The 17,664-nt window shown below is 70.8% G+C and carries 17 protein-coding genes; 11 read left to right on the plus strand and 6 right to left on the minus strand.

All coding sequences use genetic code 11. The features are described 5' to 3' along the window. Positions 1-210: 210 nt before the first annotated feature. Positions 211-1,629 carry an FG-GAP repeat protein gene (locus tag AB0I23_RS15245; RefSeq protein ID WP_359109659.1) on the minus strand — a complete coding sequence of 473 codons (1,419 nt, stop codon included), beginning with the start codon at positions 1,627-1,629 and terminating at the stop codon, positions 211-213. A 141-nt stretch (positions 1,630-1,770) separates the two neighbouring features. On the opposite strand from AB0I23_RS15245, the gene AB0I23_RS15250 reads away from it, so the two are divergent. Then, positions 1,771-1,914: a hypothetical protein gene (locus AB0I23_RS15250; RefSeq protein WP_359109660.1), complete on the plus strand. Its 144-nt coding sequence runs from the start codon at positions 1,771-1,773 to the stop codon at positions 1,912-1,914. 5 nt (positions 1,915-1,919) lie between these two features. Here AB0I23_RS15250 and AB0I23_RS15255 read toward each other — a convergent pair whose 3' ends face one another. The 3 genes from AB0I23_RS15255 to AB0I23_RS15265 form a co-directional block, all read right to left on the minus strand. Then, positions 1,920-3,788: a serine/threonine-protein kinase gene (locus AB0I23_RS15255; RefSeq protein WP_359109661.1), complete on the minus strand. Its 1,869-nt coding sequence runs from the start codon at positions 3,786-3,788 to the stop codon at positions 1,920-1,922. A gap of 336 nt (positions 3,789-4,124) precedes the next feature. Next, positions 4,125-4,592, minus strand: coding sequence for a MarR family winged helix-turn-helix transcriptional regulator (locus AB0I23_RS15260; protein WP_359109662.1), 468 nt, complete (start codon positions 4,590-4,592; stop codon positions 4,125-4,127). Then, positions 4,589-5,182: a DJ-1/PfpI family protein gene (locus AB0I23_RS15265; RefSeq protein ID WP_359109663.1), complete on the minus strand. Its 594-nt coding sequence runs from the start codon at positions 5,180-5,182 to the stop codon at positions 4,589-4,591. The genes AB0I23_RS15260 and AB0I23_RS15265 overlap by 4 nt, the downstream gene beginning before the upstream one ends. 219 nt (positions 5,183-5,401) lie before the next feature. Here AB0I23_RS15265 and AB0I23_RS15270 point away from each other — a divergent pair, with 219 nt between their 5' ends. The 3 genes from AB0I23_RS15270 (at position 5,402) to AB0I23_RS15280 (ending at position 8,393) form a co-directional block, all read left to right on the plus strand. Beyond that, positions 5,402-6,784, plus strand: coding sequence for an aspartate aminotransferase family protein (locus tag AB0I23_RS15270; protein ID WP_359109664.1), 1,383 nt, complete (start codon positions 5,402-5,404; stop codon positions 6,782-6,784). A gap of 114 nt (positions 6,785-6,898) precedes the next feature. Continuing rightward, positions 6,899-7,618, plus strand: coding sequence for a GntR family transcriptional regulator (locus AB0I23_RS15275; protein ID WP_359109665.1), 720 nt, complete (start codon positions 6,899-6,901; stop codon positions 7,616-7,618). A 124-nt stretch (positions 7,619-7,742) separates the two neighbouring features. Further along, complete coding sequence (locus AB0I23_RS15280) at positions 7,743-8,393, plus strand: hypothetical protein (RefSeq protein ID WP_359109817.1); 651 nt, start codon at positions 7,743-7,745, stop codon at positions 8,391-8,393. Between the two features lie 61 nt (positions 8,394-8,454). On the opposite strand, the gene AB0I23_RS15285 is transcribed toward AB0I23_RS15280, so the two are convergent. Continuing rightward, on the minus strand, positions 8,455-9,255 hold the full coding sequence (locus AB0I23_RS15285) for an SLATT domain-containing protein (RefSeq protein WP_436846942.1): 801 nt from the start codon (positions 9,253-9,255) through the stop codon (positions 8,455-8,457). Between the two features lie 371 nt (positions 9,256-9,626). Between AB0I23_RS15285 and AB0I23_RS15290 the strand changes: the two genes are divergently transcribed. From AB0I23_RS15290 to AB0I23_RS15320, 7 genes are all read left to right on the plus strand, one after another. Continuing rightward, entirely contained in the window at positions 9,627-9,962 is a 336-nt protein-coding gene (locus AB0I23_RS15290; RefSeq protein WP_078839945.1) for a YbaB/EbfC family nucleoid-associated protein, read from the plus strand. A gap of 85 nt (positions 9,963-10,047) precedes the next feature. Next, entirely contained in the window at positions 10,048-10,647 is a 600-nt protein-coding gene (gene recR / locus AB0I23_RS15295; RefSeq protein WP_359109667.1) for a recombination mediator RecR, read from the plus strand. 134 nt (positions 10,648-10,781) lie between these two features. Continuing rightward, positions 10,782-11,441 carry a DUF5063 domain-containing protein gene (locus AB0I23_RS15300; RefSeq protein WP_359109668.1) on the plus strand — a complete coding sequence of 220 codons (660 nt, stop codon included), beginning with the start codon at positions 10,782-10,784 and terminating at the stop codon, positions 11,439-11,441. 483 nt (positions 11,442-11,924) lie between these two features. Then, positions 11,925-13,196, plus strand: a complete 1,272-nt coding sequence (locus AB0I23_RS15305; RefSeq protein WP_359109669.1) for an aspartate kinase — start codon at positions 11,925-11,927, stop codon at positions 13,194-13,196. Next, the gene (locus tag AB0I23_RS15310) at positions 13,193-14,257 is read left to right on the plus strand and encodes an aspartate-semialdehyde dehydrogenase (RefSeq protein WP_359109670.1); all 1,065 of its coding nucleotides are present in this window, start codon (positions 13,193-13,195) and stop codon (positions 14,255-14,257) included. Before AB0I23_RS15305 ends, AB0I23_RS15310 begins: the two co-directional genes overlap by 4 nt. Before the next feature lie 356 nt (positions 14,258-14,613). Continuing rightward, complete coding sequence (locus tag AB0I23_RS15315; protein WP_359109671.1) at positions 14,614-15,189, plus strand: SigE family RNA polymerase sigma factor; 576 nt, start codon at positions 14,614-14,616, stop codon at positions 15,187-15,189. 65 nt (positions 15,190-15,254) lie between these two features. Next, positions 15,255-16,493, plus strand: a complete 1,239-nt coding sequence (locus tag AB0I23_RS15320) for a hypothetical protein (RefSeq protein ID WP_436846943.1) — start codon at positions 15,255-15,257, stop codon at positions 16,491-16,493. 105 nt (positions 16,494-16,598) lie between these two features. On the opposite strand, the gene AB0I23_RS15325 is transcribed toward AB0I23_RS15320, so the two are convergent. Then, a complete protein-coding gene (locus tag AB0I23_RS15325) occupies positions 16,599-17,408 on the minus strand; it encodes an SURF1 family protein (protein WP_359109673.1) in 810 nt (269 codons plus the stop codon). Between the last annotated feature and the right edge of the window lie 256 nt (positions 17,409-17,664).

Here is a 17,664-nt window from a genome sequence, read left to right on the forward strand (position 1 = left end):
CGGAGAGCAGCCACTGCCCTACCCACAGCGCGAGGAACACGCCCTTCAGCAGCAGCCCGGTCCGCTTGATCCGCTCGCGGACCCGCAGGCCGACCGGTGCCGTCGTCCGGTGGCGCCGCAAGAAGACCGCGCAGAGCTGACCCCAGCACAGCGCACCGCAACGCGGAAGGGTCCCGCACCATGTGCGGGGCCCTTCCCCATCAGCACCCGTCACCGCTGCCAGTCGCCGCCCAGCAGCGTTCCGCCGACAGCCGGCAGCCCCAGTGAGCCCGTACCGAAGGACACCGCCGACGTGTACACCGGCCGGGTCTTCCCGCCCGGCAGCACCCAGACCGCGCCGCGCCCGTCCTCCTCGCACGCGCCCACGGCGATCTCGGGCCTGCCGTCACGGGTGAGGTCCCCTGCCGTCACCGTGCAGCCGAAGGAGTCGCCGGGCTCCGGGGTGCCCGGCACGCCGGGGGTGTCCTGCTTGAAGGTGTACGAGCCGGCGCCCAGCTGCCCCGTACGGCGACCGGGTACGACCGTGACCGTGCCCGCACCGCCCTTGGTGCCGATCCCCTCGCCCGGTGCGCCCACGACGATGTCGGCGAGCCCGTCCTTGTCCAGGTCGGCCACGGCCACCGCGGCGCCGAATTCGTCGTGGCGCTCGCTCGAACCGGGCACGCCGACCGTGTTCTGATGAAACGTCATGGGGGTCTTGTCCAGGGGGACTCCGTTCGCCGACCCGAACCACACGGAGACGGACCCGCCCATGTGACCGATCGGCCCCACATCGCTCGGCTCATCCGGGTCACCGGCGACGACGTCCCCGTAACCGTCCCCGTTCACGTCCCCCACCGCGACGTTGAGCCCCTCGCCCTCCAGGAGCGGAGGCGGGTACGTCCCCGGCACCGGATTCACCAGCACCCGGCCCCCACTGCTCCCGTTCGCCCGGTTGGTGACATGGAGCTGTTCGGCCACCTTGTCGCCGTTCACATCACCGTAGGCGACGGCGCGCATCCAGCCGATGTCCTCGTTCGGCACGGACGAACCGACTCCGCCACCCCGGGTGAACGGCCCCGTCAGCTCGGCGGTGAAGTTCCAGTTGGCGATCAGGACCCGCGCCTCGCCCGGGCCGGACACCGCGGCCACGTCCTTGCCCGCGCCCCAGCGCCTCAGCACCTGCGTCGGCAACGCGGCGCCGGAGACCAGGCCCTTCCTGCTGCCCCACAGGACGTACACCGCGCCCGAGTCCAGCGTGGTGCCGACATCCTCGCCGGGCGCCCCGACCACCAGGTCCGCATAGCCGTCGTGGTCGAGGTCCGCGAGCGCGCTGGAGGCGCCGAACAGGTCGCCGGCCTCGGCCGTGCCCGGCACCCCGGCCGAATTCTGCGTGATCACCGCACGTCTGGAGGCGGACACGCCCTTGGCGGACCCGTACAGCACGACGAGGCTCCCGGCCCGTTCGCGGCCCGCGACCGTGGCTCCCGGCGCGGGGACCACCAGGTCCTGGTAGCCGTCGCCGTTGATGTCCTGCGGAACCGGCATCGGTGCGGCGGAGGCTGTCACCCCGGACAGCGTCGCGGCAACGGCGGCGATGGCGGCCATCAGAGCCACCCGTCCGTATCCGGCTGTGCGTCGTCCACTCATGCTTCTGTCCCCACCCCATGCCCCACGCCCGACGGGGTGGGGCAACCGACTGTTGCCGCATTCACCCACAGTCGGACAAGCCGCGCAATGAGGCGGGGGCCGGCAGTGCACGACCGCGCGAAGAGTCTTCAGACCGCAGGTGTGGAACGTCGACCAGGCGTCGGGGGCGACCGCGAAGGCGGGGCTGTCGGAGATCCTGGAGTCACGGACGTGGACGGCGTGGGGGCAGGTGGCCGGTTCGTCCATACGCTGCTGCTCAACGCGGCCGGAGCGCTGCTCGGCTGAACCCGTCAGCCGGTCTTCGTGTATGTGAGTTTCTCGCCGGTGTCCGGGTTCTCGCGGCGCAGGGTGCCGTCCGGGAGCAGGGTCAGCGTGGTGGCCTTGCCGGGGGTGCAGGAGGTCATGGGTTCGCCGAGCATGATCGTGGAGGGGCCGATGCGGATCGGTCCGGCGGGCGACGGCTCCTCGGTCAGGTCCGCCTGGAAGACGCAGCGGTAGGTGCCGCCGGTGTCGATCGGACCCTCCGCGGTGAGAGTGAGGACGGTCCGGCCGACCTTGCCCTGCTGGATGACGAGTTCGCGGGTCGAGTGACCGGCGGCGTTGTCGATGCTTCCGGACCAGGTACCGAGGTAGCCCTCGGGTATGGAGCCGTCACCGTTCTTCTCCTCGTCGGAGGGGGACGGGGAAACATCGGTGGAGGGGGAGTCCGACGGTTCCCCGGACGGGTCGTCGGACGTGAACGGGCTGGGCGAACTGCCCTGGGACACGCTGGATTTCGTGGCGTCGTCGCTCATGAGCGCGTAGACCGAACCGCCCGCACCGATCGCGACGATCACGGCGACCACGATGAGAGCGACGGTCGAACCCGCCCTGCGGCGCACCGGTTCGGGCTGCGGGGCGGAGGCGGGATGGAAGGGGCCGTACGGAGGCGTGGAGCCGAAGCCGGTGGGCTGTGGTGGCTGGTGCTGCGGATATCCGTAGCCGTACGGCTGCCCCTGGCCGGGGTGCGGCTGGGTGGGCAACGGCGGGTGGCCGTACGCGGGGGCAGGGCCCGGTACGGGGGTCGAGGTGCCGATCGTCGTGGGCATCGCGTGGACTCCGCCGGGTATTTGCGGGGCCGGAGGTTGCGGCGTGGGCGGCTGCGGGGCGGGTGGTTCCGCAGCCGCGGGAACCGCGTCGCGCGGACCGGACGGGTCAGCCGGTTCCGCGGGCCGTTCCGGCTCCTCCGGGTCCTCCGAATCCAGCAACTCCACCGCGTGACGGCCCAGCTGGGCGAGGAGCGCGCCCGGCAGCCACGGTTCGGCGGGCTCGTCCTCCGCCAGCCGTTCCAGGATCGCGTCCGTCGTCGGCCGGGCGGCGGGGTCCTTGAGGAGGCAGTCCCGGACGAGGTCGACCAGGTCCACCGGGACACCGGTCAGGTCCGGGTCCTCCTGCGCGATCCGGAACATCAGCGCATGGACCTCGTTGTCCGCCCCGCCGAAGGGAAGCCTGCCCGTCGCCGCGTACACCAGCACCGAGCCGAGGCAGAACACATCGCACGCCGCGGTCACCCGCTCGCCCCGCACCTGCTCCGGCGCCATGAAACCGGGCGAACCGACCAGTGCCCCGGTGCGGGTGAGACCCCCGTCGGTGACCGTGTCCAGTGCCCGGGCTATGCCGAAGTCGATGACCCGCGGACCGTCGATCGTCAGCAGGATGTTGGACGGCTTGAGGTCACGGTGGATGAGCCCGGCGGAGTGGATGGCCTGGAGCGCGCGGGTCAGCCCGGCACCCAGGATGTGGACCGAACGCTCGGGAAGCGGACCGAAGGCCCCCGGAGCCGGCCCCACCGTCGCGCCCGCCCGCCCGGAGACGGTGACCTGGAGGGACGGCCCGGCGACGTACCCGGTCGCGACCCACGGCACGGCGGTCTCGGTGTCGGCGTCCAGCACGGGGGCCGTCCACGCCGAGCCGACCCGGCGGGCGGCCTCCACCTCCTGGCGGAACCGGTCGCGGAACTCCTGCTGCTCGGCGAGTTCCTGACGGACCAGCTTGATCGCGACGGTACGGCCCCGGTCGGACCGGGCCAGATAGACCTGCCCCATGCCACCCGCGCCGAGCCGCCCCAGCAGGCGGTACGCGCCGATGCGTTGCGGGTCGGTGGATCCGAGCTTTTCCATCTCTGACCTCGCGTGGGAATCCCGGCCTTCAGGCCGGGCGGGAAACGCATCCTGATGATCGTAGCCGCGAAGCGGCGTGGTACGCCGCGGTTCTGCTTCGGCAGCGGTCAGGGCTTGGCCGTCATGAGATCCCTTGTGGTCGAGTGAGAAGCCGCCTCGTTTACGAGGGGAGGAGTCACGGTGTGCGACCTCCCCCGTACGGCGACACGCCGGACGGGTCGAGAATAGCGGCGCACGTCACGCCCCAGCAGTCCGCCCGGGCGCCGGTCCCGGCCGCTGCCGGTTCCGTCCCCGAGCGCCGGGCGGGCCGGGTTCAACCGCTGGACGGGCTCGGGCTCACGCGCCGGGTGTGGTGGGTTGTGCGTCGGTCACGGCGTCGACGGCCACCGACAGCCGCTCCAGCACCCGCACCGTCTCCGCGAACCCCTCCGCTCCCAGCTCCTGCGCCAGTCGCGCGGCGAAATCCGCGTGGCCGGGGCCGATCCGGGACACCACCGCCCGCCCCTCCTCGGTGGGACGCAGCAGCTTCGCGCGCCGGTGGGCCGGATTCGGCACGTACTCCGCAAGCCCCTTGCCCACCAGCAGATCCGCGATCCGCTGCACGCTCTGCCGGGTGATTCCCATGGCCCGGGCGATCCCGGACACGGGCAACGGCTCGGCCAGCACGGCCCCGAGCACCTGCCACCATGCCGCGGTCAGTCCGGCAGGTCTGGCCAGCTCCTCCGAGACGGCGAGGAACTGGCCGTTCAGCCGGAACACGCCGAGCGCCGTACGGCTGAGCGCGTCCTGCTGCTCGCGGCTCATCCCTCCAGCACCTCGTACGCGCTCGCGTCCGAGTCGTGGAAGAGCCGGTACCAGGCGTCGAGCTTCTTGCCCTCGTACACCCCGAGGCGCGCGAAGACCTCGCGGGCGAACGCGACCGGCTCCGTCGGCCCCGCCGTGATGAGGTCTCCGTCGGTCACCGCGTCCGCCTCGACGTACCGGGCACCGCCCGCGTACCCCGTGGCCGCGAGACAGAAGGAGACGGCACTCGTGTGCGCGCGGTCGTCGAGCAGCCCCTCGCGGGCCAGTCCGGCCGTCGCCCCGCAGATCGCGGCGACCGGCACGCCCGCGTCCAGGAAGGTGCGGGCGGTACGGGCGAAGGGGGCGAGCTCGTCGCCGCCGTCCCAGAGGTCGGCGCCGGTGAGGATCAGCAGCGCGCTGTCCTCGGGGCGTACATCGGCGAGGGCGAGGTCCGGCTGGACGCGGAGGCCGCCGAGGGTGGTCACGGGGTCGGTGGTGGGACCGACCGTCCGCACGGTGAAGCCGTTGCGGGCGAGATACGCGGTGGTGTGGCCGGTCTCCCAGTCGGCGTAGGAGTCGTAGACGGCCAGGTGCACGATCTTGCGGGTCAAGACGACCTCCCGGGCGAGAACCTCGTGGACGAATTCTCGTGGATGAAACCTTGTGGATGAAGCGCCATGAGGGGACTGTGATGACAACATGCTGTCATGTCGACAGGATGCTGTCATTGAGGCGCCCCCGCGCCGACCCGACACCCTGCCCACCAAACCGCCCCACGCCATACAAGATGGCCATGTCGAGCCGCTCACCGCACGACCTACGCTCGCCGCATGACCCCTCATGCCTCCCATGCCTCCCACGCTCCGCAGGTCGACTCCGCGGCCGGTGCGGCCGTGAAGGCCGCCGACCGCGCGCACGTGTTCCACTCCTGGTCCGCCCAGGGCCTGATCGACCCGCTCGCCGTCGCCGGCGCCGAGGGGGCGTACTTCTGGGACTACGACGGCAACCGCTACCTGGACTTCACCAGCGGCCTCGTCTACACCAACATCGGCTACCAGCACCCCACCGTCGTCGCCGCGATCCAGGAGCAGGCGGGCAAGCTCGCCACCTTCGCTCCCGCGTTCGCGATCGAGGCCCGCTCCGAGGCCGCACGCCTCATCGCCGAGCGGACCCCCGGTGACCTGGACAAGATCTTCTTCACCAACGGCGGCGCCGAGGCCGTCGAGAACGCCGTCCGGATGGCCCGGCTGCACACCGGCCGTACGAAGGTGCTCTCCGCCTACCGCTCGTACCACGGCGCCACCTCCACCGCGATCAACCTGACCGGGGACCCGCGCCGCTGGCCGTCCGACAACGGCTCGGCGGGCGTCGTACGGTTCTGGGCGCCGTTCCTCTACCGCTCGCCGTTCTACGTCGAGACCGAGGCCGAGGAGTGCGCCCGCGCCCTCCAGCACCTGGAGGACACCCTCGCCTTCGAGGGGCCCGCCACCATCGCCGCGATCATCCTGGAGACGATCCCCGGGACGGCTGGCATCATGACGCCGCCGCCCGGCTACCTCGCGGGCGTCCGCGAGATCTGCGACCGGTACGGCATCGTCTTCATCCTCGACGAGGTGATGGCCGGCTTCGGGCGCACCGGCACGTGGTTCGCCGCCGAGCACTTCGACGTCACACCCGACCTGATGACCTTCGCCAAGGGCGTCAACTCCGGTTACGTACCTCTCGGCGGTGTCGCCATCTCCGCCGAGATCGCCGCCACCTTCGAGACCCGCCCCTACCCGGGCGGACTCACGTACTCCGGTCACCCGCTGGCCTGCGCCGCAGCGGTGGCCACCATCGGCGTCATGGAGGACGAGAAGGTCGTCGAGAACGCCGCCCACATCGGCGAGACCGTCCTCGGCCCCGGCCTGCGCGAGCTCGCCGAACGCCACCCGTCGGTCGGCGAGGTGCGCGGCCTCGGCGCGTTCTGGGCGCTGGACCTGGTCCGCAACAAGGAGACCCGCGAGCCGCTGGTTCCGTACAACGCCGCCGGCGAGGCCAATGCGCCGATGGCGGCGTTCGGCGCGGCGTGCAAGAAGAACGGCCTGTGGCCCTTCATCAACATGAACCGCACCCATGCCGTTCCGGCCTGCAACGTCACGGAGGCCGAGGCCAAGGAGGGGCTGGCGGCCCTGGACTTGGCCCTGTCCGTCGCGGACGAGCACACCGTCTGACGCACTCCGCCCGCACTTTCACGGGCCATCCGCATGGCGTCCCTCCCCCGTGCCCGGATCCGGGCACACCGGCCCTGGCTTAAGGTGACCGGAAGCCGAAAAGGGAGGGTCGCCATGTGCGCGAGCGGAACGGTGACCCGCAGTACGCTGCGACAGCAGATCGCGGACGCGCTGCGTGACGAGGTGCTCGCCGGGCGTTTGCAGCAGGGGCGGGAGTTCACCGTCAAGCAGATCGCCGAGCAGTACGGGGTCTCCGCGACACCCGTCCGCGAGGCGCTCTTCGATCTCTCCGCGCAGGGCCTGCTCGAATCCGACCAGCACCGCGGGTTCCGGGTGCACGAGTTCACCGTGGACGACTTCCGGGCGATGGTCGAGGCCCGCACCCTGGTCATCGACGGAGTCATCCGCACCGTCTTCGGCCGGCCGGTCCGCCCCAAGGGCGCGCAGGCGGCGAAGTACCGCGACGCGCTGGTCTCCGTGCGCCGCCGCGCCGAGGAGGCCGCACGGGCGGCACGGGGCGGTGACCTCGACATCCTCATCGGGTACGACCTGCGCTTCTGGCGTGAGCTGGGCGCGTTCGTCGGCAACGGGTACATCACCGACTTCCTGCACCGGCTGCGCATCCAGGCCTGGGTGTTCGCCGTGCCGTACCTCCGCAGCGACGTGGATGTGCGCGACTGGCTCTGGAGCGGCCACCCTGACCTGGTCGCGGCGATCACGCTCGGGGACCGCGACGCGGTGCGCGCGGTGATCGACAGCCACAACGCCCACGCGTTGAGCTGGGTGGAGCGGCTGGCGGCCGGCGACCCGCCGCATCCGAGGCACGGCGGCTGAGAGCCTGTCGGCGCGGTGTTCCACAGTCGGTCATGAAGGACCACTGTGCGCGACGCCCCCCTCGCATTACGCTGTCCCGACCATCGCGCGCACCGCGCGAGAACCCGTGGGAGAGCGAGACTTCGTGGCCTGTGACCTGTGGCTGGTCCCCCTCGTCGATGTGCTGTGCCACAGCCCCGACAACCCGTTCGCCGAAGAGATAGCCGTCTACGACAAGGCGCTGAGCGACGCCGGACTCCCGGCCGTACCCGTCTACGCCTACATGCCGGGTCTGACCGGCGATGTGGCCCCGGTCGCGGGCTTCGACTACGACGCACTGCACTTCCTGCGCCGCGCCTATCTGCTGCAGTTGAGCGGTCTCGCCGTCACACCGGTCGACGAACTGGGCGGCGACTACGAGCAGTTGCTGGAAATGTTCGAGTCGACGGCGCGGCAGTCCCACCTGGTCTGGCACTACGACCATGCGGGGGCGTACGTCCCCGTGGACTTCCCCTCCCCGCTCTCCAACGACCAGCTGCTGGAGGGCGGCGGCCCACTCGGCTCGGCGCACGGGCTGCTGCGGGAGCTGGAGTACGTCGCCCCGGCCATCGGCATCGACCCGGCGAACCCGCCGACCGCCCCGCTGCCGCCCGTCGCGCCGACCTCGCTGGAGGAGCCGGCGAGCCCGATTCCGTACGACGACAGCCCGTTCGCCCGGGAGCGGCACGTCTGGCTGGGCCTGCACGCGGCGGCGACCCGCAGCCTCGCCCAAGGTTCCATGATCATCTTCAGCTGACGCGGCGGCCGGGACCGCCGAGGTCACTGCCCACCGGGGTCACCGCCCACCGGGACCACCGTCACCGGGGTGACTCCGGTGGGCGCTGCCGCGGCATGTTCGGCCGGGTCATCGACTGCATCGGGAACCGCCCCGGCGCCGCCCCCGGCTCCGTGCGCCCGCCGATCCCACTGCCCGACACCAGTGCCTGCATCCCCATGGGAGCGGGCCCGGCCCGGAACTCCACCATCCAGTCCGCGGTCTCGGACCGCACGAGATCCGTGATGTCCTCCGAGAACCGCCGCAGCACCCCCAGGCACCGCTCGGCCGCCTCGCTCGCCGTCCCCTCGGTCGGCCCGAGCACCTCCCGTACGCACTCCGACGCCCAGTCGAACTGCAGCACCTGAAGCCGTCGCTGCACGGCCTGCGCCGTGGCGAGGTTCCTTATCCAGCCGGAGGTCAGGCCGAAGTACCGGTCGCAGGCCATGCAGGCGGCGCCCAGCAGAAGCGAGAGATAGCCCCAGACGGCCGCCCCGTGCAGCGCGCCCGTCAGATCGAGCAGCGGCAGGGCCGCGCCCGCGATCACCCCGGCCGCCGTGCCGATCCGCAGCCCCCTGGCACCGCGCCGCTTCCACACCCGGTCGTTCAGATACCAGTCGGCGGTGCGCAGCGCGTCGGCCTCGACCCAGCGGTACAGCTCGTCGAGGCGTTCCGCGGGTTCGCCCCAGTCGCCGAGCGGGAACGGCTCTCCGGTCAGATCCCGGCCCCGCGCACGGAAGCCGGAGCGGGGCCCCGCGTCCGACCCGGAGCCCGGGTCCGAGCCCGGCGGAACGGCCGAACCGGGCGCGCCGGACTCGTTGCGGGGCGCCCTCTCGGGCTGCATCTCCGGCTGACTCACCGGGGCACTCCTCTGCACTCTGCGTTTCGACGTTCCGGACGCACGTATGGGACACGTGTATGCGACAGCGGGCGGACTTCGACGCGGCCGGCCGTCCCGCCCGTGTAACCCTGCGTGACGGACGGTGTACGCGTACGTACGGATCTCCATGCCCTTCCTACCGCCGAATGGTGGGGCGTGGGGCCGAAATCGCGGTATTCCCGGGTGTGCAGGGCCTGTGATCAGGTATAGGAGTCTTGCCACAGTTGACCGGATCTCACCCGAAAGAGTGCTCACCAGTGGGTGGGGCGCGGTTCCCGGCGACCACGTAGGCTCGGCATACCGAAACATTTGTCGTCGAAATGCCAGGAGTGACCGTGATTCCCGGTGGTGGCCAGCCCAATATGCAACAGCTGCTGCAGCAGGCCCAGAAGATGCAACAGGACCTCGCCCAGGCCCAGGAGGAGCTGGCCAGGACCGAGGTCGACGGTCAGGCGGGTGGCGGTCTCGTGAAGGCGACCGTCACCGGCTCCGGCGAGCTCCGCAGCCTGGTGATCGACCCCAAGGCGGTCGATCCCGAGGACACCGAGACGCTCGCCGACCTCGTCGTCGCCGCAGTCCAGGCGGCGAACGAGAACGCGCAGGCGCTTCAGCAGCAGAAGCTGGGTCCGCTGGCCCAGGGGCTGGGCGGCATGCCCGGCCTTCCCTTCTGATCCGTCGGCACAGCAACTACCGTACGTACCACGACAGCAGCAGTCGTGGAGAACAGCTCAGAGATCAGCTCAGGAAGGCGTTCCGTTGTACGAAGGCGTGGTTCAGGACCTCATCGACGAACTGGGCAGGCTGCCCGGCGTCGGTCCCAAGAGCGCGCAGCGGATCGCCTTCCACATCCTGCAGGCCGAGCCCACCGACGTACGCCGCCTCGCCCATGCCCTCCTGGAGGTCAAGGAAAAGGTCCGGTTCTGCTCGGTGTGCGGCAATGTCGCGCAGGAGGAGCAGTGCGGAATCTGCCGCGACGCGCGCCGCGACCAGACGGTGATCTGTGTGGTCGAGGAGCCGAAGGACGTCGTGGCGATCGAGCGGACCCGTGAGTTCCGGGGCCGCTACCACGTGCTCGGGGGGGCGATCAGCCCGATCGAGGGCGTCGGCCCCGACGATCTGCGCATCCGCGAGCTGCTGGCGAGGCTCGCCGACGGCTCCATCACGGAACTGATCCTGGCCACCGACCCCAACCTGGAGGGCGAGGCCACCGCGACGTACCTGGCGCGGATGATCAAGCCGATGGGCCTGCGGGTGACACGGCTGGCCAGCGGGCTGCCGGTCGGCGGCGACCTGGAGTACGCGGACGAGGTCACCCTGGGCCGCGCCTTCGAGGGGAGGCGCTTGCTGGATGTCTGACTCCGCCCCGTACGACACCTGCACCACGGCCGGGATCCGTGCGGACGAAACCTCTACGTCTCACGACGGCTTTATGTTCAGCGACGCTATGTTCTACTCACCGTTCGCGACCGTGCCCACGGGAGGTCCCCTCGATGTCTGACGCCACGCTGAACTCCGTCACGCAGGACCCGGACGACTTCGCCGTCCAGATCGCGGACCAGATCAAGACGTTCATCGTCGCCGTGACCGAGGTGTCCAAGGTCGACGAGCCGGAACAGGCCGTCCCGATCCTGCTCCTCCAGGTCTCCCAGCTGCTGCTGGCCGGCGGCCGGCTCGGCGCGTACGAGGACGTCCTCCCGGACGAGCGCTACGAGCCGGACCTGGGCACCGAACCGGACGCCGACGGCCTGCGCGAGCGTTACGCGACCCTCCTCGAACCGATCGACATCTACTCCGAGGTCTTCGACCCGTACGAGCCGCGCACGCCCCCGGTCGCGTACCGCATCTCCGACGGCCTGGCCGACCTGGTCACGGACCTGCGCCACGGCCTGGCCCACTACGACGCGGGCCGCACGACCGAGGCGCTGTGGTGGTGGCAGTTCTCGTACTTCTCCAACTGGGGCTCCACCGCCTCCGCGACCCTGCGCGCCATTCAGTCCCTGGTCGCCCACATCCGGCTGAACCAGCCCCTCCAGGAGCTGGACGGCCTGGACACGGACCAGGACGCGGGCGATGAAGACCTGGCCGAGGAGGCGGGCCGGGTCATGGCCGAGGAGATCGCGGGGCCGCTGGGGTTGCGGCCGGTGAAGTAGCACCCCGCCCCCTGCCCGACGGACACGATCACGTCCACCGCCTCGATCACCCCGTCCGATCCGGACCGCATGGAGATCGTCCCCCTCTCCGCATGCACGGCTGCGGAGAGGGGGACGCCAATCCCGTCACGCTCATGACGATGGTGAACAGGTCCCAGGACCGCTCGGCGCTGTCCCGGGCATCGGCGCACGGCTCGCAGCGCGGGCTCTCGCAGAGGAGGGGCCTCCGGGGGCGGTCCGTGGGGTTCCGGTTCACGCTGGAGGGGACGGACTCGGAGATCGTGGACCTTGCCCGGTGTGGGCTGAGCCACATGCGGGCGTGCTACCCGGATCACCGGGCAGCAGACCCGTACGAGCAGTCCGGGCGACACGCCGATGATCACGTGGTGAGCGGGACATCTCACGATGCGATATCAGCGGGGCGATTCCGGACTGCTCGTTAAACTGAGTCGACCGCAGTAATGGATTGAGCGAGGAGCGCACGTGGGCCTTGTCGTGCAGAAGTACGGAGGCTCCTCCGTAGCCGATGCCGAAGGCATCAAGCGTGTCGCCAAGCGAGTCGTCGATGCCAAGAAGAACGGCAACCAGGTGGTTGTCGTGGTGTCAGCGATGGGCGATACGACGGACGAGCTGATCGATCTCGCCGAGCAGGTGTCACCGATGCCTGCCGGGCGTGAGTTCGACATGCTGCTGACAGCCGGAGAGCGGATCTCCATGGCTTTGCTGGCGATGGCGATCAAAAACCTGGGCCATGAGGCCCAGTCGTTCACGGGCAGCCAGGCCGGCGTCATCACCGACTCGGTCCACAACAAAGCGCGCATCATCGATGTCACGCCGGGCCGTATCCGGACCTCGATCGACGAGGGCAACATCGCCATCGTCGCCGGGTTCCAGGGGGTGAGCCAGGAGGGCAAGAACATCACCACCCTCGGCCGCGGCGGGTCCGACACCACCGCCGTCGCGCTCGCGGCCGCGCTGGACGCCGAGGTCTGTGAGATCTACACCGATGTGGACGGTGTCTTCACCGCCGACCCGCGGGTCGTGAAGAAGGCCCGGAAGATCGACTGGATCTCCTTCGAGGACATGCTGGAGCTGGCCGCGTCCGGCTCCAAGGTGCTGCTGCACCGGTGCGTGGAGTACGCACGCCGCTACAACATCCCGATCCACGTCCGCTCGTCCTTCTCCGGACTGCGCGGGACCTGGGTCAGCAACGAGCCGCAAGGGGACCAGCAGGTGGAGCACGCGATCATCTCCGGAGTCGCCCATGACGTCTCCGAGGCCAAGATCACGGTCGTCGGCGTGCCCGACAAGCCGGGCGAGGCCGCAGCGATCTTCCGCACCATCGCGAACGCGGAAATCAACATCGACATGGTGGTGCAGAACGTCTCCGCCGCGTCGACCGGTCTGACCGACATCTCGTTCACGCTGCCGAAGGCCGAGGGCCGCAAGGCCATCGACGCCCTGGAGCGCAACCGCGGCATGATCGGCTTCGAGTCGCTGCGCTACGACGACCAGATCGCGAAGATCTCCCTGGTCGGCGCCGGTATGAAGACGAACCCCGGGGTCACCGCGGCCTTCTTCGAGGCGCTGTCCGACGCCGGTGTGAACATTGAGCTGATCTCGACCTCCGAGATCCGCATCTCGGTCGTCACCCGCGCCGACGACGTCGTCGAGGCCGTGCGCGCCGTGCACACCGCCTTCGGTCTCGACAGCGACTCCGACGAGGCCGTCGTCTACGGAGGCACCGGCCGATGACACCCCGCCGCCCTTCGCTCGCGGTCGTCGGCGCGACCGGGGCGATCGGCGGCGTCATGCTCCAGATCCTTTCGCAGCACGCGGACGTCTGGGGCGAAGTGTCGTTGATCGCCTCGCCGCGCTCGGCCGGCCGCAAGCTGGTCGTGCGCGGTGAGGAGACCGAGGTCCTCGAACTCACCGAGGACGTGTTCGACGGCGTGGACGTGGCTCTCTTCCTGGTGCCCGACGAGGTGTCCGCGCGATGGGCGCCGATCGCCGCGTCCAAGGGCGCGGTCGTCATCGACGACTCGGCGGCGTACCGGCTGGACACGGACGTGCCACTGGTCGTGCCCGAGATCAACCCCCATGCCGTACGCATCAGGCCGCGCGGCATTGTCGCGAGCCCCAACTGCACCACGTTGTCGCTGATCGTCGCGGTCGGTGCGCTGCACGCCGAGTTCGGGCTGCGGGAGCTCGTCGTCTCCTCGTACCAGGCGGTGAGCGGCGTCGGCCGTGACGGCGTCGCGGCCCTGCGCGAACAACTGTCGATGGTCGCGGGGACGGAACTGGGTACCAGGCCCGGGGACGTACGCCGCGCCCTCGGGGACGCCGAGGACTCGCCGTTCGCCGCGCCGGTGGCGCTCAACGTCGTGCCGTGGGCCGGGGCCGACGCCGGGGACGGCTGGTCGTCCGAGGAACTGGCGATCCGCGACGAGTGCCGCAAGATCCTGGACCTGCCGAGCCTGCGGGTCGCGGCGACCTGTGTGTACGTACCCGTCATCGCGACGCACTCGATGTCCGTGCACGCCCGCTTCGAGAACGAGGTCGCGGTCGCTCGCGCACACGAGATCCTGGCGACCGCGCCGGGCGTGGTCCTCTTCGACAGCCCGGCATCCGGAGAATTCCCGACACCGTCCGACGTCGTGGGGACCGACCCGACCTGGGTGGGGCGGGTCCGGCGGTCGCTGGACGATCCGCGCGCCCTGGAGCTGTTCGTCTGCGGCGACAACCTCCGTAAGGGAGCGGCGCTGAACGTGGCGCAGATCGCCGAAACAGTGGCCGCGGAATTTCTCCGGACCTGATCCGACCGCTTCTGTACGCTCTGTGGACCGCCTGTGAGCAAGTTGCTGGTCTGAACCTCTTGAGCGGGGACGTTGCGGTGGCCGACGATGGCCTTTGCCCTGCTGGAACCGGCGGCCGGGGAGCGCGCGTCTATGCGGTCACTTCTTGCGCGGCGGGGCGCAATCGTGGCATTTGGGGAAGAGCAGGTACGTATGAGGGCATGTCGCACAGCGCCAAACGCGGTGCCGTACGCGTACAACCCTGACGGGGGGAAACGTGTCCAACTGGCGTGGCAGAGGTTCTCGATATCACAGTGGTGGGCCCGTTGCGGGGCGCTTCAGTGCGTCCGCTCCGAAGGCCCCGCGCACCCGGCGGTATGCCGGTGATTGCGCCCATGCCCGCTGCGCGCACCACCCAGTTGCCGTCGCAGCGCGAGGGCGCTGAGCAGAGCGTGGCAGCCGGAACCACCGTTGACCACCTCACCGAGACCTACCGTGCCCACTACCGTTCGCTGCTCGGCCTCGCGGCCCTGCTGCTGGACGACACCGCGTCATGTGAGGACGTGGTGCAGGAGGCGTTCATCCGCGTGCACTCGGCGCGCAACCGGGTACGTGAGCCCGAGAAGACACTCGCGTACCTGCGCCAGACGGTCGTCAACCTGTCGCGCTCCGCACTGCGCCGCCGCATCCTCGGGCTGAAGCTGCTTTCCAAGCCGATGCCCGACATGGCGAGCGCCGAGGAGGGCGCGTACGACCAGCTGGAGCGGGACGCGCTGATCAAAGCGATGCGGGGGCTGCAACGGCGCCAGCGAGAGGTACTGGTGCTGCGCTACTTCGCGGACATGACCGAGGCTCAGGTGGCCGATACGTTGGGCATATCCCTGGGTTCGGTCAAGGCGTACGGTTCGCGCGGTATCGCGGCGCTACGCGTCGTGATGGAGGCCCAGGCATGAACTGGCGCAAGCGCAAGCAGGGACACACGCATGAGCGTGGGATTGACCGGACTGGAAACGGAATTGTGAACCACGGGCCGGAGAAAACTCCGAACGCGCAGCCGAACGCGCAGCCGAACGGGGATCGGAACCCGCAGTCGGATGCGGACGCCGCCTCCACGGAGGCTGCCGCATCCGAGGCAGGCGCGCAGGAGGCGCGGGGCGGGGGCGACGACCCCACCGAAACGGCTCGGCACGGAGGTCAGTCGGAGCTCTTCGGCACGGACTCCGACGACGGTTCCGGCGCCCCCGGAAGTGCCGGCCCGGACCTGGACGAGCTCGCCCTGCGCCGCATGTTCCACGGCGCCGTCCAGGACCTCGCGCCCACCGACGGCGCCCTCGACCACCTGCGGCGTGCCGTTCCCGCCCGGCGCGCCCGGCGGCGGCAGGCGGTCGTCGGCATGGCGGCGGCGGCGCTGCTCATCGGCACCGCGATCCCCGCGTTCGTCCATGTCGCCGGCTCCACCGGCTCGGACACCGCCAACCCGGCCATCGCCGGACACGGTGAGCAGGCCCAGGGCGGCAACGGCGCCGATTCCGGTTCGGAGACCGACGAGAAGAGCCACGGCGGCAGCACCGCGGGACACAACAACGGCTCCGACGGCCACCCCGACAGCACCAGCAGCCCCTCGGGCAGTGGCGGCACGGGCACCGGCGGCAGCGCGTCGGGCGGAGGCGCCGACCCCGCCGAGACCGCGGCGGCTTCCATGCCGGTCTGTGACCCGGGGCAGCTCGGTATCGCCTCCGCGCAGGCGGGCGCCGCCGGTGCCGACGGCACGGTGTACGGCACGTTCCGTATCTCCAACATCTCCGGCACGGACTGCTCCGTGACCGGCAGCGGCACCGTGGGCTTCGAGACGATGGGGGCGGCCGACCCGGCCAGGATCGATGTCGTCCAGCACACCGCGGGCGACCCGGCGGCCGGACTGCCCGACCCGTCGCAGGAGGCGGGCGCGGTTCTGTTGAAGCCGTCCATGATGTACGAGGTCCAGTTCGCCTGGGTACCGAAGGACACCTGCCCGACCGCCGGCAGCTCGCCGGACCCGACGCCGACCGACGGCGCCGTGGGTACCAGCGGCGGCACCAGTGAAGGGACGTCGCAGACGGACCCGCAGCTCGGTGGCGAGGACGGTGGTGGAACGCTGGACGGCAGCGTCGCCGTGACGCACACTCCGGAGCCCGGTTCGCCGGTTGCGGAGGCTAGGATCCCCAACGCCTGCGCGGGCACGATCTACCGGACGGGCGTGATCGCCCCGTCGGCGTAGCGACGACGCACATACGTGAGGGGCCCGCCGGTGGAAACCGGTGGGCCCCTCACGTATGTGCGTCAGCACGCGTGGCCGCCCGATCAGAGGTCACCCGGCAGGCTCTCAGGCACTGTCCGTGTCCGCATTGTCCGCGAGGCCGAGCCGCACGTCCCGCGCGGCCTCCGCCTCGCGCCGGACCAGCCGGAACCACATGAAGAGCACGAAGGCGGCGAAGACGAACCACTCGCCGGTGTAGCCGAGGTTCTGGAACGCCTTCAGGTCGAGCCCACTGCCCTGCGGCGCGACGGCGGGTACGGGGCGCAGAGAAGTGGCCCCGTTGTTCTTGGCGCCGGTGCTCTTGCTGTCGGTGTCCTGGAGCGTCACCCATGCGTCGTACACGTCGTACGGGACGAGGTTGACCAGCGACGCGGCGCTGATCATGCCGAGCTGGCCGTCCGGGAGTCCGCCCGCCGGGTCGACGCCCGCGGTGCCCGCGTTCTCGGATGCCTGCAGGTCGCCGGTCACGGTGACTTCACCGGTCGGAGCGGCGGGCACCGCGGTCTGCCCGGCCTTGCCGGGCAGCCAGCCGCGTACCACCGGCAGCGCCTTGCCGCCGTCGGTGCGCAGCATGTTCAGGACGTAGAAGCCGCTCTTGTCGTCCAGTTCCCTGCCGGGCACCAGGAACTGGTCGGCGTACCGGCCCGTCGCGGTGGCGGGGCGCCCGGACGTCACCTTGTCGACCGGCAGGAGGTCGTCGAGCGGTTCGGCGGCCCTGCTGCCCGGGGCGGGCTGCTCCTGGGCCTGCTCGTGTGTCTGCACGCGGTCCTCGAAGCGCCCGAGCTGCCAGGTGCCCATGAAGACGCAGAACGGGATGGCCAGGACGGCGAAGAGGTTGATCCCCCACCATCGCGGGGTCAGCAGGAACCGATACACCCCTCCACGGTACGGTCCCCGCTCCGGCATCCCGGACCGGGGTGCCGCAAGCACCGCCCCCCGCCCGGGCCAGGACGCCGGTTACCAGGGGCGCCGCCGGGCGGGGCGGCGGTGGGCCCGGGACGCCGCCGGGCGGGGCGCGGCGGGGGCCACACGTGGCGTTGGGCCCCGCCTGGCCCGGGCGCCACCAGGGCGTGGCGCGGGCCCGGACGCCGCCCCCCGGGACGCGCTGCCGCGGCGCAGACTGCCTCGGGAC

This window comes from Streptomyces atratus (assembly GCF_040655115.1).
Lineage (GTDB): Bacteria > Actinomycetota > Actinomycetes > Streptomycetales > Streptomycetaceae > Streptomyces > Streptomyces atratus_D.

Excerpts from the sequence above, each read along its gene's own strand:
- AB0I23_RS15260 (WP_359109662.1), bottom strand. The coding sequence starts at position 4,592 with ATGAGCCGCGAGCAGCAGGACGCGCTCAGCCGTACGGCGCTCGGCGTG.
- AB0I23_RS15270 (WP_359109664.1), top strand. The coding sequence starts at position 5,402 with ATGACCCCTCATGCCTCCCATGCCTCCCACGCTCCGCAGGTCGACTCC.
- AB0I23_RS15300 (WP_359109668.1), top strand. The coding sequence starts at position 10,782 with ATGTCTGACGCCACGCTGAACTCCGTCACGCAGGACCCGGACGACTTC.
- AB0I23_RS15255 (WP_359109661.1), bottom strand. The coding sequence starts at position 3,788 with ATGGAAAAGCTCGGATCCACCGACCCGCAACGCATCGGCGCGTACCGC.
- AB0I23_RS15245 (WP_359109659.1), bottom strand. The coding sequence starts at position 1,629 with ATGAGTGGACGACGCACAGCCGGATACGGACGGGTGGCTCTGATGGCC.
- AB0I23_RS15315 (WP_359109671.1), top strand. The coding sequence starts at position 14,614 with ATGCCGGTGATTGCGCCCATGCCCGCTGCGCGCACCACCCAGTTGCCG.
- AB0I23_RS15285 (WP_436846942.1), bottom strand. The coding sequence starts at position 9,255 with ATGCAGCCCGAGAGGGCGCCCCGCAACGAGTCCGGCGCGCCCGGTTCG.
- AB0I23_RS15275 (WP_359109665.1), top strand. The coding sequence starts at position 6,899 with ATGTGCGCGAGCGGAACGGTGACCCGCAGTACGCTGCGACAGCAGATC.
- AB0I23_RS15310 (WP_359109670.1), top strand. The coding sequence starts at position 13,193 with ATGACACCCCGCCGCCCTTCGCTCGCGGTCGTCGGCGCGACCGGGGCG.